Genomic DNA, 12,470 nt, shown 5'->3' with positions numbered 1-12,470 from the left:
GTCCCCGGGCCCTCGGCTTTTCCGGAATCAGCGACGCAGCGACGAGAGGCCCGGCGCGGCAGCGTCTTTCGCGGAGCGGATGAACTCCAGCGGTTCACCGTTGCGCCCCGCCGTCGGCCATTCGATGGCCAGCTCCGGATCGAAAGCATCCAGGTCCCGGTCGAATTCGGGGGCGTACTCCAGCGAGCAGAGATAGTTGACGGTGGAGTCGTCCTCCAGCGACAACAACGCGTGCCCGAGCCCCTCGGCCAGGAAGACCGACTTGCGCTCCACATCGTCGATCACGACGGCGTCCCATTTGCCGAAGGTGGGGGAGCCGGGCCGCAGATCCACCACCACGTCCAGGAACGCCCCGCGCACGCAGGTCACGTACTTCGCCTGTCCCGGCGGATCTTCCGTGTAATGGATCCCGCGCAGCACGCCCGCCGCCGAGGTGGAGATATTGACCTGCATCAGATCGAACGGCCGTCCCACCGCCTTCTCGAATTCCGATGCCTTGAACGCCTCGGTGAAAACCCCGCGCTCGTCACCGTGCAGGCGCGGCGTGAACTCCCACGCCCCCGGTATGCCCAGTTCGCGAATCCGCATCTCTACTCCCACGCCCGTCCGTGATCGAGCAGGCTGTACAGGTATTTCCCATAACCGGAGCGCAGTAGCGGTTCGGCCAGCCGGCGCAGCTGTTCGTCGTCGATGAAGCCCAGCCGCCAGGCCACTTCCTCGGGCACGCCGATCTTCAACCCCTGCCGCTCCTCGATGGTGCGTACGTAATTGGCGGCGTCGAGCAGCGAATCGAAGGTGCCGGTGTCGAGCCAGGCGGTGCCGCGCGCCAGCACGTCCACCTGCAACCGGCCCTGCTCCAGATAGGTCCGGTTGATATCGGTGATCTCGTATTCGCCGCGGTCCGAAGGCTTCAGGTCGCGGGCGATGGCCAGTACGTCGTTGTCGTAGAAGTACAGCCCCGGAATGGCGTAGTTGGAGCGCGGCCGGACCGGCTTCTCCTCGATGGAGATGGCCTTGCCGTCGGCGAATTCCACCACGCCGTAGGAGGTCGGGTCCGACACCCGGTAGGCGAAGACCGCGCCGCCGTCGATGTCATGGAAGCGATTGAGCCGCATGCCCAGTCCGGGCCCGTGGAAGATGTTGTCGCCCAGCACGAGTGCCGCGGAGTCGGTGCCGATATGGTCCGCGCCGAGCACGAACGCGCGCGCCAGTCCGTCGGGTTCGGGCTGCACCACATAGGAGATGGAGAGCCCGAACTGGCTGCCGTCGCCCAGCAGGCGGGTGAAGGCGTCGCTGTCCTCGGGGGTGGTGATGACCAGGATGTCCCGGATTCCCGCCAGCATCAGCGTGGACAGGGGGTAGTAGACCATCGGCTTGTCGTAGACCGGGACCAGCTGCTTGCTCACTCCGCGCGTGATCGGATGCAGCCGCGAGCCCGTGCCACCGGCCAGGATGATTCCGCGCATGTCACGAGAGTCTGCCAGTTCGGTTCCGAGCGTGACGGGTCAGGTTCCGAGTCGACGCCGAATCGGTCACGCCGGTTTGCCGCTATGCCGAATGGTCCATAAGTGTTGCGTAGGTCACGTTCTCATGGTGTTCTGAAATGACGCTATGTGAGATGTCAGCGCCGACTCTCTTGCGCCGAGGTCGCAGCCGTGTGCTCCGCTCCCCGGAACGAACGGCTCGGCGCGCCAACAACGAGGTAGGTGCGCGATGACCCACGACACTCCGGTCGCGAATCCAGATCGAATCAGCGCCGCGGCGCGGGCCCTTGCGATGGCCTGCCGCACCATGATCCGGCCCGCCGGCGAATTGGTGCCCGTCACCGCGGGATCCATGCCCATCGCCCAGGCGGTGATCAACAATCTCGCCAAGATGCGCCCCGCGCCCCGGGGCGTGGAACGGGAACAGGTGCGGCTCAACGGCTTCCGGATGGAGATCGTGCGGCCCGCCGGTGCGCGTAAGTCACTGCGCGACGGCGCGATCATGTACATGCACGGCGGCGGATTCTTCCTGTGCGGCCTGGACACCCATCGCCCCGTGGTGGCGGCACTGGCCCGGCGCACCGGATTGCCGGTGGTGAGCATCGAATACCGCCAGCTCCCGCAGACCGATATCGCGGGCTCGGTCAGCGATTGCCTGACCGCCTACAAATGGCTGCTGGCACACGGTGTTCCAGCCGGGCGCATCGTCTTCGCCGGTGATTCGGCGGGCGGTTACATGACCTTCGCGACCGCCCTGCGCGCCCGGGACGCGGGGCTGCCGGTGCCCGCCGGGCTGGTCGGGCTGTGTCCCGCACTGGATCTCGACTGCACCGAGAAGCGCGCCCACCGCAACTATCGGCGCGATTCCCTGATTCCGCTCTCCGCGCTGGAGGCGGTCGTCGCGATCGGCGCGGCCCGGGACGGCTACCTGGATCCGCGGCTGTCTCCGGTCAACAACGTGCTGGCGGGCATGCCCCCGGCGCTGCTCATCGTCGCCGAAGACGAGGTGCTGCGCCGCGACAGCGAGATCATGGCCCAGCGGCTCGCCGAATCCGGCGTCCCCGCGACCCTGGAGGTCTGGCGGGGCCAGGTGCACGCCTTCATGGCCATCTTCCCGAACATGCCCGAAAGCCGCGCCGCCCTCGCACACGTGGCCCAATTCGTGCGCGCCCGAATCGAATCCGACTACATCGCGAGAACCGCGTGATGCCCGTCCGCGGGGGTGGGGGCGCAGCCCCCACGACCTGACGTCAGGCGGGTCCGTCTGAATCCGTTCGGCGGAGTCGGCTGCAAAAAGCGAATCCCCCACCCGGGTGGTCCGGGTGGGGGATTCGTTGTGCGCCGGATGAATTACTTGGGCGCGGTGAAGGGCTGGTTGATCGTGGTGAAGTACTGCACGGCGGCGGCGATCGCGACCGGAGCGGTCACGAAGATCTGACCGGCCAGCACACCCAGGAAGCCGACGGCGGCGGCACCGGCGATGCAACCACCCAGCGGGCCCAGGCCGAACAGGGTGGCCAGCGCGCCGGTGGCGACGACGCCGAGGGCCGCACCCGCGACACAGCCGAGGGCCGCGCCACCGATACCACCGACCAGGGTGCCGATGGTGGCGCCCATGGAGATGGTGTCCTTCAGGCGGTTCCAGGCGGCCTGCTCACGGTCGTACTCGGACTTCCAGGGAGCCTGGTTCTCGTACGGCAGGGCGACGGGCTTGTAGACGGCGTGCGCCTCGTCGTACTGCGGGGTCAGGGTGGCGGTGTTGCCCGCGATGTCGGCGGCGATCGGGAACTCGAAGTCGTCGACGCGGAACTTCAGTTCGGTGCCGGCGACGGTCGCGCCGTTGGCAGCCTGGATCTTGAAGGTGCCGTTGTCGTTGACCAGCGAGCCGACGTCGGTGCGGATGACGACGGTGCCGTTCTCGGTCTGGGTGGCGGCGTAGTTGACCACGCCGTTGTCTGCCGCGGCGGGGGCCGCGTTCACGGTGCCGGCGGTGACGCCCATGGCAGCGATCAGCAGCGCCGAGGTGGCGGCGAATTTCCTCATCAGCATTTGGTGAAACCTCATCGGAAGAGCTCGGGGGGACATGAGGAATCGAAATGGAGATCAGCTAACGCTCGGTGAACCGACTGTGACCGTTAGTTCAAATTCCGTTCACCATCGTGATCACGCGCTCGGGGAGGCTCCGGAAATGCGCTGCGTGCGTATGGTTTTCAAGGATGACAGGTATCCACCGATGCGTTACCGATCGGTCTCTTTGTGAGGAAGGTCACACGGCTTGCTTGGAAAGTCTCAGGAATTTCCCGATGAAAGTCTCAGCGTCTCGGCGTAATTGCGACATTTGGGATGCCGCCGCTGTTTCGGTGCGGATATTTTGTTTCCTTCTCGTGTCCGATTCCGCTCACTCCGAACCGGCAACCGGTGTAATGCCCGCAACCTATCCGACCCTGCGGCCGGTCGCCGCCCGCGCCGCGTAGGGTTTCGGTGTGCGACTGCTCGTAACCGGAGGCGCCGGATTCATCGGCGCGAACTTCGTTCACCAGACCGTGAACCGCCGACCCGGCGTGCACGTGACCGTGCTCGACAAACTCACCTATGCCGGCAATCGAGACTCGCTGGCCCCCATCGCGGATCGAATCGAGTTCGTGCACGGCGACATCGCCGATACCGCGCTGGTGGATCGCCTGGTGGGCGGCGTGGACGCGGTGGTGCATTTCGCCGCCGAATCCCACAACGACAATTCGCTCGCCGATCCGTGGCCGTTCATCCAGACCAATATCGTCGGCACCTATTCGCTGCTACAGGCGGTGCGCCGCCATCAGGTGCGCTATCACCACATCTCCACCGACGAGGTCTACGGCGATCTGGAACTCGACGATCCGGCGTCGTTCACCGAGGTCACGCCCTACAACCCGTCCAGCCCGTATTCGGCCTCGAAAGCCTCGAGCGACATGCTGGTGCGTTCCTGGGTCCGCTCTTTCGGCGTGCGCGCGACAATCTCCAACTGCTCCAACAACTATGGCCCATACCAGCATGTGGAGAAATTCATCCCACGTCAGATCACCAATCTGATCGACGGAATCCGCCCCCGCCTCTACGGCGCCGGACATCAGGTCCGCGACTGGATTCACGTGGACGACCACAACAGCGCGGTATGGGAAATCCTGGAGCGCGGCCGAATCGGCCAGACCTACCTGATCGGCGCCGACGGCGAACGCGACAACAAGTCCGTCGTGCAGCTGATCCTGGAAGCCTTCGGCCGCAGCCCCGACGACTTCGACCACGTCACCGACCGCCCCGGCCACGACCTGCGCTACGCCATCGACTCGACGCTGCTGCGCACCGAACTCGGCTGGGAACCGGAGTACCGCGACTTCCGCAAGGGCCTGGACACCACCGTCGAGTGGTACCGGAACAACGAATCCTGGTGGCGCCCACAGAAAGCCGCCACCGAGAACGCCTACGCGGCCGCCGGCGAGAAAGTCCTCTAGTCCCGGCACCAATCCGCGCGATACTCCGACCAGTCCCGGGGCGTGGCGGCGAAGTCGACATACAGGGCGACTCCGAACGATTCCCGTCCCGGGGCCTCCCGCCCCGAACCCAGCCGCACGCCGCGTATTGCGGCGGATACGGTTTCGGCCGCCGCGCGATGGCCGATATCGTCGGTATGGAATGCGGGCAGCCCCATCAGGAGATCCACGTTCTCGGGCGTGACCTGAAGCGCGAGTTCGGTCTGCTGCGCGACATAGCCGCCGTAAAGGGCGGGCGTAGGCATAGCGGTGTCGTATGACATCACCGCGATCTGATCCACCGACCGCGCGACCTCGGCGAAATAGCTTTGCGACCACCACTTTCCGTGGTCCGCCACCGCCGATCCGACCGAATGCAGACCCGGCAGCGGATCGATGACGGGAGCCGATACCGAGAGCAGCCGCTGCCGTTTCGATGTCAGGTCATGAGTTTGCGCGAGCATGGTCACGAACCCGTCCGAACCCGAGCGCACCGGCTCCAGATCGAAATGGATTCCGTCGAACCCGAGTTCGAGCATCTGTGCCGCCGAATCCATTACCCGATGCCGGACGCGTGCGTCATCCAGATCGAGTCCTTCCATTTCGGGTCGTACCAGATCGCCCAGCCAGGACTGCACCCGAATTCCCGGCAGCAGGCGATGTGCGGTGTCTATCAACCATTTGCCCTGTGGATAAAGCGCGCTGGGCAAAGAGCCGTCGTGTTCGAGAGGGCCCGTGTGCACGTACAGGTCCTTGATTCCGGTGCCGGAGAGCAGTTTTCCCAGCTCGATCAGGTCGGCCTCGGATTTGCGTCCGTCCACCCAGGCATGCCCGAGCCAGACCGCGTCCCGTCCGCGCGTGCGGGCGTCGTCGCGTAGGTCGCCGGAATACTCGAGGCGCAGGAAAAATGCCGCGCCCGCGATCGGGATCAGCATTACGCAGAGCAGTATCGCGGCAACGAATCCCGCGCGTCGCCCGCGCGACCACGAACGCCATTTCGCACCCATCGCCGACATGGTAGCGATGGGTGCGACGGGAGCGAATCAGCCCCAGACGATGGTGGAGTACTTGACCACGGCGGCGATCAGGGCGATGGAGGTCGCGGCTACCACCGTGATGGCCGGGCCGCGGGTGGGCACCCGGCCTTCGGAATCGGTGAGGCGCAAAGGCATCCAGCGCAGGATCACCGCGAATCCGAGAATGGTCAGTGGCACGAAATAGCGGCCTTGTACGCCGTCGATGATGAAATAGCCGACGGGGGTGAAGGACATGTACAGCGTCACATAGATCATTGCGACGCTTGCCAGGATGGTCAGGGCCACCAGCCAGGTGCGCAGCCGGTTCGCGTCGGCAGGGGTGAAGCGGTCGGCGATGCCGATGCTCACGGTGAAGGCCAGCAGGCTCGCCACGATGGTCAGGGCGGGCACGTCGATGTAGGCGAAGCCCAGCTCGCCGAAGAACTGGGTGAACCAGCGCTGATCGCGGCGGGCGATGGAATCGCCGAAGACGGACAGGAATTGGAGCGGATCGCCGAGGATCTCCTTCAGCTGATCGCCCGGGCGCACCGAACCCCACTGGTTCTCCGGCCGCATCAGGCTCATGCCGTCACCGGTGGGCGCGGCGATCTTCATCCACACCGCGAAGGAGAGCCCGCCGATGGCGGCCGCGGCCCACGGCAGGATGCGCTGCCACACCGCGATCCGCTCGATACCGCCGAAACCGAAGCGGCTCGGCGGAATCAGCACGATCAGCATGGCGATCAGCACGTAGGTCGGCTTGCACACCGGCAGCAGCACCGTGGCGGCCAGCGCCGCAACGGTTTCCGGCTTGGAGAGCCGCTGCCCGAGGAACAAGCCCTTCACCACCACGATCGAAACCAGCGCCGCGAGAGCGTTGGTCACCGTGTCGGCGGTGACCGTGCCCGCCTGGAACAGCGCGATGGGCAGCACGGCGACGGTGAACGCCAGCCACTGCACCCGATGCCCGCGCAGCATGCGCAGTGCGAAACCGACGATCACCAGGTAAGCCAGCAGACCCGCCCAGCGCGTCGCCAGCACCATGCCGCCGACGCTCAGGTCGAACGCCTGCGCGACCCGGATACCGGCCGCGGGCGGCAGGTACGGAATCGGGGAGTAGGCAGCGGTATTGGTGAACCAGACCTGGGTGGTGGTGGCGCTGACCGGGGCCGAGCCGAGCAGGTCGTAAGCCTTGCGGTCGACCACCATCGGATCGGGTTCGTCATTGTTGTTGCGGTAGTCGTCGAACGCGTAGCTCATCAGCGCGTCGATGCTGACCGGAACGTCACCGCCCCAGGCCGGGCCGCGATCGTCATGGATCTTCTCGGGCAGGAACCCGCCCTGCGACACCTGGTAGGCGCGGCCGAACTGGGTGATCTCGTCATGCCCCCAGAACGGCGGGGTGAGCACCGACCACACCGCACCGAAGATCCCGGCGATCAACACGAAAGCCACTGCGGCGGTGCCGAAGCGAGCGTCGATGCGCTCGAACAAACTGCCGGCGGGCGCGGGCTTCGCCTCCGCGGCAACCGGAGCTTCCGCCACCACGACCGGGGTCGCGATTTCTGCTGGTGCCGCAGCCGTTTCCGGCTGCTCGTTCTCGGGTCCGGCGGTCTCGGGCGATTCTCGGACCGTCATCGACGCGAGCCGCCCAGGCGCTCGACGACGGGCTCGGTCTCGCCGACCGCCGAATAGCGCAGGTAGACCAGGCGCGCGGCCTCGTGCCGGGAGCGCTTGATGCCGTCCAGGATCAACCCGGCGGTCCAGGCCAGGGTGCCGAAGAGCAGCAGCGTGAAGCCGAGGAACAGGGTCGGGAAGCGCGGCACCTCGTGGATCCGGTAGAACTCGATCACGATCGGGGTGATCAGGATGATCGAGATGATCCAGGCCAGGGTGCCGAACAGCCCGTAGAAGGCGACCGGCCGCTCGTGCCGGGCCAGGCCGACGATCAGCCGCAGGATCTTGAACCCGTCGTGATAGGTGCGCAGCTTGGATTCGCTGCCCGCCGGGCGATCCTTGAAGCCGACCGGAACCGCGGTCTGCGGCACCCGCAGGTGCTGCGAGTGCACGGTCAGCTCGGTCTCGATCTCGAATTCGCGCGAGACCGCCGGGAAGCTCTTCACGAACCGCCGGGAGAACACCCGGTAGCCCGACAGCATGTCCTCGACGTTCTCGCCGAACACCTTGCCGACCACGCCGTTGAGCACCTTGTTGCCGGTCTCGTGGCCGGCCCGGTAGGCGCTCTCGCCTTCGAGTTCGCGGCGCACGCCGAGCACGTGGTCGTAGGGGCCGTCGAGCAGGGTCTTGATCATGATGGGCGCGGCGGCGGCGTCGTAGGTGTCGTCGCCGTCCACCATCAAGTAGACGTCGGCCTCGATATCGGCGAAGGCGCGGCGGACCACATTGCCCTTGCCCTTGCGATATTCGGTGCGCACGATCGCCCCCGCTTCGCGCGCGCGTTCCGCGGTCGCGTCGGTGGAGCGATTGTCGTAGACGTATACGACGATGCCCGGTACGGCGGCCTTCAGGTCGGTGACGACTTTCGCGACCGCTGCCTCTTCGTTGTGGCACGGCACGATGGCGGCAATGCGAAGCTCGGTGGAGTCCACCCGGTCAATCCTCTGATCGGAAGGCGAATACGAACACGGGGAGGGTACCCGACCTTCGGGGGGAGCATGTGCGTTGCGCCCCGCAGTTCGCGGCCCGGCTCGTTCTGGACCGAGTGGAGCGGAGGAGCGAAGCGGAGGGCAAAATGTCACAGCGTGTCCAGCAGGGAGGTCGGAATGTCCGAGGCGGAGTCGGCGGGGGTGAGTGCACCCAAGACCTTGGGCGGGCGCTTGAAAGCACTCCTGAGCGGTGGTATCGGCGCATTCGTGGTGGTCGGAGGCATCGGCTTCCTGGTCGATGCGGGCACCTACAACGCGCTGGTGTTCTGGGGCGGCGAGGGGCCGATGCACGACGCGCCGGTGCCCGCCAAGATCATCGCGATTCTGACCGCCACCGTGGTCACCTATTTCGGCAACAAATGGTGGACGTATTCCGATCACGAGGGCGGCAATAACGGCCGTCATATCGTCGTATACGCACTTCTCAACGTGGTCGCCATCGGCTTGCAGGCGAGCTGCCTCGGCTTCTCCCGCTACGTGCTGGGACTGGACAGTCCGTTGGCGGACAACATCTCTGGCACGCTCATCGGGCAGGCCGTCGCGATGGGGTTCCGTTACTGGGCATACGGGAAATTCGTCTTCACCGGCAGCCGCGAAAAGCGGGACTAGCGCTGACGCGAGCCGAGCGCATTGATATCCTCGGCCCGCCGAGCGTGACAGTGGGAGTGCGACCACGTCGGGTGTGCCGGTGTCTGTTCTGTATTCGAGGGATGTCGAGGAATTCATGGACGCGTCGGCTGGCCAAGCCGTGACCGAAATCAATGACCGGCAGACGGCCGGGGCTCCGGCGACCCTGCGCGCCGAGCACGCCGCGCCGGATCGGCTGGTGCTGGCCCGCGGTGTCTTCACCGGACCCGCGCCGAAGATCAGCGATGAGCTCTATGTCGTGGTGAAGGGCGGCAAGGCCCGCCACGAGCGGCTGAGCCTGCACCTGGACAAGGGCGCGCGGGCCCACACCAACACCTACTTCGGGCGGTTCGCGGCCAGCTACTGGCAGCGCTGGACCAAGGTCACCGCGGTCGAGGTCGCTATGACGCTCGAGGTCAGCGGTAAGACCAAGGTCCGGATCGCCGCCTCCGATATCGCCGGCCATCGGCGTGTCGTGGGCACCGCGGAGGTGCGGGAGAGCGGGCGCGTGGTGCTGGGCGCGCCGCTGGACATGTACATCGACGGCGGCGCGCTGTGGGTCGAGATCGACGCCATCGGCAGCGATGTCACCGTCACCGATCTGGAGTGGACCGCGGCCGCGCCGGAGCAGGTGCGCCCGGTGGCCATCGCCATCTGCACCTTCAACCGGGCACAGGACTGCGCGCACACGGTGGCCGCGCTGGCCTCGGATCCGACCGTGCTGTCGCTGATCGACGCGGTGTACGTGGTCGATCAGGGCACCGATCTGGTCGAGAACCAGCAGCTGTTCACCGACACCCAGCCCAAGTTCGGTGACAAGCTGCGCTACATCCGGCAGCCGAATCTCGGCGGGGCGGGCGGTTTCACGCGCGGCCTCTACGAGGTGTCGGCGGCCAACGAGCACGCCGACGTCATCCTGATGGACGACGACATCCTGTGCGAGCCCGAAACCGTCCTGCGCATGAACGCTTTCGCGAACCTGACCGTCGAACCCACGCTGGTCGGCGCGCAGATGCTCTTCCTGTTCAACCCCGACTACCTGAATGTCGGTGCGGAGGAGACGAATCTGGCCCGGCTGCGGCACGGCCAGAAGGTCTCCAAGGCGCTGCGCAACACCTCCATGCTGAAGAAGCATCAGGAGCGCCGGGTGGATGCCGGCTACAACGCCTGGTGGACCTGCCTGATCCCGGCCGAGGTGGTCAAGAAGATCGGCCTGCCGGTGCCGATCTTCTTCCAGTGGGACGACGTCGAATACGGCCTGCGCGCTCGCGAGAACGGTTTCGTGACCGTGACGCTGCCGAACGCCGCGGTCTGGCACGCCGACTTCTACTGGAAGGATTTCGACGACTGGGCGCGCTACTTCTCCTCGCGCAACTCGCTCATCGTCTCCTCCCTGCACCACGATCTGGACCCGAAAGCCGTTACCCGCCAGCTCTTCCGCGAGATCGGCGAGTACCTGGTGGGTATGCAGTACGGTCTGGCGCACACCACGCTCCAGGGCATCGAGGACTATCTGCGCGGCCCGGAAGCCTTGCGCGACGGCGGTATCGAGGCTTTGGCCAAGGCCCGCGCCTCCCGCAACGACTACCCGGAGACCATCAAGCACCCGGTCACGCGGACGGATATCCCCAACGCGCACCTGCATCTGCGCCGCGCGGGTGGTGAACCCAGCCGTCCGCTGCTCATCCTGTTCAAGCGCGCCCTCACCCAGTGGACCGGCCGCACCATTCCGGGCCCGGTCAGCGTCACCCGCGAGGATGCGCACTGGTGGCATATCGGCCTGTTCGACCAGGTCGTCGTCACCGATGCGTCCCAGTCCGGCGTCCGAGTCCGCAAGCGCGACAAGGAAACCGCCCGTCGTCTGCTGATCCGCGCCTACCGCGTACTCAAGCAGCTCCGTAAGGACCTGCCGAGCTTGCAGGACCGCTGGCGCGCGGCCATGCCGGAGCTCACCTCCCGCGAGAACTGGGAACGCCTCTACGGGATCGACAAACTCTCCTGATTCTCAGGGGCTTCGCCTCCAGAACGCCACCTGATCAGGCGGCCCGGGACCTGCGGTCCCGGGCCGCCGTCTCGTTCGCGGGGTTCGTAGCCGAAGCGATCGGCGGGGTCAGTGGCTGAGAGTTGCCCGGGGGTTCGGGGCGAAGCCCCCGAAATCTCTTCTCTCACTTCGGGGTGAGCAATGTGCGGCAGGCAGCCGCGAGATCATCCTCCAACCACTCGGGCAGTGTGTCGGCGTGCGCATGGCGTCGCAGTGCCGCGTACGGGAGATCCACTACCGCCCGGCTGACGGCATCCATCTCGCGTGGTCCGTCACTGCCGAACAGTTGTCGCGCAACGCGTCTCACGTGTTCGATCAGCGGCGCGTTCATGGTCGCCAACCGTTCCCGGAACTCGGTATCCGGTGCGCCGTCGAGCAGATCGCGGGAGCGCAGGTTCAAGAGCAACCGCGCGTCGTCCAGGCTTTCCCGCCCGAATGTGACCGCCCCCCTGGTCATTCCGACGGCCGCGTCCAGCGGATCCTCCGCCTCGGCGCCGGCGAGCACCCGGGACTGAAACCGTTCCAGCGCCCGGATCCAGGCGGCGGTGAGCACGCCGTTCCGGTTGCCGAAGCGGTGATACAGCGTGCCCACGGGCGCGCCGCTGGCTTCGGCGATGGCGGCCACGGAGGCCGCGCGGGGACCGTCGCGCAGCACCAGGGTGCGCGCTGCGTCGAGGATCACGTCGGTGTCGTGCTTGCGGGGTGGCGCCATCTACTAGTACGTTCCTTCTATATGGAGCGTTTGCCCTATATCGATTCGCATTCCAGGATAATCACCGCCGATCGCGCGCACACCTGGGCGGCCCTGTTGCGCACGACCTGCCGGAACCCTGAAGATCTCAGCACACTGCCGCGCGGATTCACCCTTGACGAGGCCGATCCACCGCGACGTTTGGCCGCGAAAGGCGGGCACCGGTTCTCCCGCTACCGGCTCGCCTTCGAACTGGATGAGATGGAAGGCGGCCACACCCGCCTCACCGCCGTCTCGCACGGCGAGTTCCCGGGGATACCCGGCAAGATCTACCGCACGCTGGTCGTCGGCAGCGGCGGGCATCGCCTCGTGGTGCGGAACATGCTGCGCCGCATCGCCTGCACCGCGGAAGCGGGTGCGGCGTGATCAGCTGTGGAAC

The 12,470-nt window shown here is 66.3% G+C and carries 12 protein-coding genes; 5 read left to right on the top strand and 7 right to left on the bottom strand.

Annotated elements, in window-relative coordinates; translation table 11 throughout:
* Positions 1-27: 27 nt before the first annotated feature.
* Positions 28-588, bottom strand: coding sequence for a dTDP-4-dehydrorhamnose 3,5-epimerase family protein (locus NI1_RS26275; RefSeq protein WP_067825766.1), 561 nt, complete (start codon positions 586-588; stop codon positions 28-30).
* A 2-nt stretch (positions 589-590) separates the two neighbouring features.
* Complete coding sequence (rfbA, locus tag NI1_RS26270) at positions 591-1,466, bottom strand: glucose-1-phosphate thymidylyltransferase RfbA (protein WP_067825764.1); 876 nt, start codon at positions 1,464-1,466, stop codon at positions 591-593.
* Positions 1,467-1,713: 247 nt separating this feature from the next.
* Between rfbA and NI1_RS26265 the strand changes: the two genes are divergently transcribed.
* Positions 1,714-2,691: an alpha/beta hydrolase gene (locus NI1_RS26265; RefSeq protein ID WP_067825762.1), complete on the top strand. Its 978-nt coding sequence runs from the start codon at positions 1,714-1,716 to the stop codon at positions 2,689-2,691.
* A 143-nt stretch (positions 2,692-2,834) separates the two neighbouring features.
* On the opposite strand, the gene NI1_RS26260 is transcribed toward NI1_RS26265, so the two are convergent.
* Positions 2,835-3,533, bottom strand: a complete 699-nt coding sequence (locus NI1_RS26260; protein ID WP_067825760.1) for a DUF8020 domain-containing protein — start codon at positions 3,531-3,533, stop codon at positions 2,835-2,837.
* A gap of 434 nt (positions 3,534-3,967) precedes the next feature.
* Between NI1_RS26260 and rfbB the strand changes: the two genes are divergently transcribed.
* Positions 3,968-4,972 (top strand): dTDP-glucose 4,6-dehydratase, encoded by a 1,005-nt coding sequence (rfbB, locus tag NI1_RS26255; protein ID WP_067825758.1) that lies wholly within the window; start codon positions 3,968-3,970, stop codon positions 4,970-4,972.
* On the opposite strand, the gene NI1_RS26250 is transcribed toward rfbB, so the two are convergent.
* Genes NI1_RS26250 through NI1_RS26240 form a run of 3 tightly spaced genes read right to left on the bottom strand, consistent with a single transcriptional unit; the run spans position 4,969 to position 8,615 of the window.
* Positions 4,969-5,997 (bottom strand): glycoside hydrolase family 18 protein, encoded by a 1,029-nt coding sequence (locus tag NI1_RS26250; RefSeq protein ID WP_067825756.1) that lies wholly within the window; start codon positions 5,995-5,997, stop codon positions 4,969-4,971. The two genes, rfbB and NI1_RS26250, sit on opposite strands and share 4 nt — an antisense overlap.
* Positions 5,998-6,033: 36 nt before the next feature.
* Complete coding sequence (locus NI1_RS26245) at positions 6,034-7,644, bottom strand: DUF2142 domain-containing protein (protein ID WP_067825754.1); 1,611 nt, start codon at positions 7,642-7,644, stop codon at positions 6,034-6,036.
* A complete protein-coding gene (locus NI1_RS26240; RefSeq protein ID WP_067825752.1) occupies positions 7,641-8,615 on the bottom strand; it encodes a glycosyltransferase in 975 nt (324 codons plus the stop codon). The genes NI1_RS26245 and NI1_RS26240 overlap by 4 nt, the downstream gene beginning before the upstream one ends.
* 174 nt (positions 8,616-8,789) lie before the next feature.
* On the opposite strand from NI1_RS26240, the gene NI1_RS26235 reads away from it, so the two are divergent.
* Positions 8,790-9,281 (top strand): GtrA family protein, encoded by a 492-nt coding sequence (locus NI1_RS26235; protein WP_084523712.1) that lies wholly within the window; start codon positions 8,790-8,792, stop codon positions 9,279-9,281.
* A 115-nt stretch (positions 9,282-9,396) separates the two neighbouring features.
* Positions 9,397-11,301: a glycosyltransferase gene (locus NI1_RS26230; protein WP_067825750.1), complete on the top strand. Its 1,905-nt coding sequence runs from the start codon at positions 9,397-9,399 to the stop codon at positions 11,299-11,301.
* A gap of 163 nt (positions 11,302-11,464) precedes the next feature.
* On the opposite strand, the gene NI1_RS26225 is transcribed toward NI1_RS26230, so the two are convergent.
* Complete coding sequence (locus NI1_RS26225) at positions 11,465-12,052, bottom strand: TetR/AcrR family transcriptional regulator (protein ID WP_067825748.1); 588 nt, start codon at positions 12,050-12,052, stop codon at positions 11,465-11,467.
* A gap of 21 nt (positions 12,053-12,073) precedes the next feature.
* Between NI1_RS26225 and NI1_RS26220 the strand changes: the two genes are divergently transcribed.
* The gene (locus tag NI1_RS26220) at positions 12,074-12,457 is read left to right on the top strand and encodes an SRPBCC family protein (RefSeq protein WP_067825746.1); all 384 of its coding nucleotides are present in this window, start codon (positions 12,074-12,076) and stop codon (positions 12,455-12,457) included.
* Positions 12,458-12,470 lie beyond the last annotated feature (13 nt).

Origin of the sequence: Nocardia inohanensis NBRC 100128, assembly GCF_001612945.1 — a bacterium.
Classification (GTDB): Bacteria; Actinomycetota; Actinomycetes; order Mycobacteriales; family Mycobacteriaceae; genus Nocardia; species Nocardia inohanensis.
Note: the sequence above shows the minus strand (reverse complement) of the source record. Positions and strands in the feature narration are given on the sequence as shown.

Coding starts and splice junctions, on each gene's coding strand:
- NI1_RS26275 (WP_067825766.1), bottom strand. CDS start 588: ATGCGGATTCGCGAACTGGGCATACCGGGGGCGTGGGAGTTCACGCCG.
- rfbA (WP_067825764.1), bottom strand. CDS start 1,466: ATGCGCGGAATCATCCTGGCCGGTGGCACGGGCTCGCGGCTGCATCCG.
- NI1_RS26265 (WP_067825762.1), top strand. CDS start 1,714: ATGACCCACGACACTCCGGTCGCGAATCCAGATCGAATCAGCGCCGCG.
- NI1_RS26260 (WP_067825760.1), bottom strand. CDS start 3,533: ATGCTGATGAGGAAATTCGCCGCCACCTCGGCGCTGCTGATCGCTGCC.
- NI1_RS26250 (WP_067825756.1), bottom strand. CDS start 5,997: ATGGGTGCGAAATGGCGTTCGTGGTCGCGCGGGCGACGCGCGGGATTC.
- NI1_RS26245 (WP_067825754.1), bottom strand. CDS start 7,644: ATGACGGTCCGAGAATCGCCCGAGACCGCCGGACCCGAGAACGAGCAG.
- NI1_RS26235 (WP_084523712.1), top strand. CDS start 8,790: ATGTCCGAGGCGGAGTCGGCGGGGGTGAGTGCACCCAAGACCTTGGGC.
- NI1_RS26230 (WP_067825750.1), top strand. CDS start 9,397: ATGGACGCGTCGGCTGGCCAAGCCGTGACCGAAATCAATGACCGGCAG.
- NI1_RS26225 (WP_067825748.1), bottom strand. CDS start 12,052: ATGGCGCCACCCCGCAAGCACGACACCGACGTGATCCTCGACGCAGCG.
- NI1_RS26220 (WP_067825746.1), top strand. CDS start 12,074: ATGGAGCGTTTGCCCTATATCGATTCGCATTCCAGGATAATCACCGCC.